Source organism: Campylobacter sp. 2014D-0259 (genome assembly GCF_008000505.1).
Classification (GTDB): domain Bacteria; phylum Campylobacterota; class Campylobacteria; order Campylobacterales; family Campylobacteraceae; genus Campylobacter_D; species Campylobacter_D jejuni.
In genome coordinates this window covers 1-584 of sequence record NZ_VOAQ01000025.1, presented here as the reverse complement: position 1 = coordinate 584, position 584 = coordinate 1, and the positions used below count along the sequence as shown (strand labels likewise).

Genomic DNA, 584 nt, shown 5'->3' with positions numbered 1-584 from the left:
GTCTTTAACGATGCCCGCGTTATTTACCAGCACATCAATCTTGCCAGCTTGGCGCTCTATCTGTTCGCACAATGCGCTCACGCTCTGGGGGCAGGCAAGATCGCACTGCACAATATGCAGTTTATCGCCTGCAGGATGGCTTGCTTTCAGCGCCGTTAATTGCACGTCGTTGGATTTATAGAGCGCATAAACATCGCAGTTCTGCTCCAGATATTTTTCGCAAATACCCAGTCCAATATCACCACTGGCTCCTGTCACCAGTACGGTTTTTTCATTTAAATCATTATATTTGTACATATTCATCACATATGTTGAGTTAATAAACGATGACAGTCGCAATGGCGTGGGTACGGCAATGCGAAATACTCAGGGAGTTATTTTGCAACCCCTGCCCGATAAAAATTTCTTGTAGTCTTCCGGAAATAACGAAATAAGGTGCTTTGGCTGCATCATGCTTTATTTCAATATCCTGGAAACGTACGCCATCACGAAAACCACAACCAATCGCTTTAACTAACGCTTCTTTCGCCGCCCAGAATCCAGAGGCCCGTTCATAATCAGGTTCTGCAGGGTTAATGAGTAAG

Annotated in this window: 2 protein-coding genes; both read right to left on the bottom strand. The window is 45.0% G+C overall.

Translation table 11 applies throughout. From position 1 onward, the window contains the following. A partial coding sequence (locus tag SR63_RS07445) for an SDR family NAD(P)-dependent oxidoreductase (RefSeq protein WP_147498416.1) occupies positions 1 to 303 on the bottom strand: 303 nt, incomplete at its 3' end. A 13-nt stretch (positions 304 to 316) separates the two neighbouring features. Beyond that, positions 317 to 584: holo-ACP synthase (locus tag SR63_RS07440; RefSeq protein WP_147498415.1), on the bottom strand; the 268-nt coding region annotated here is incomplete at its 5' end.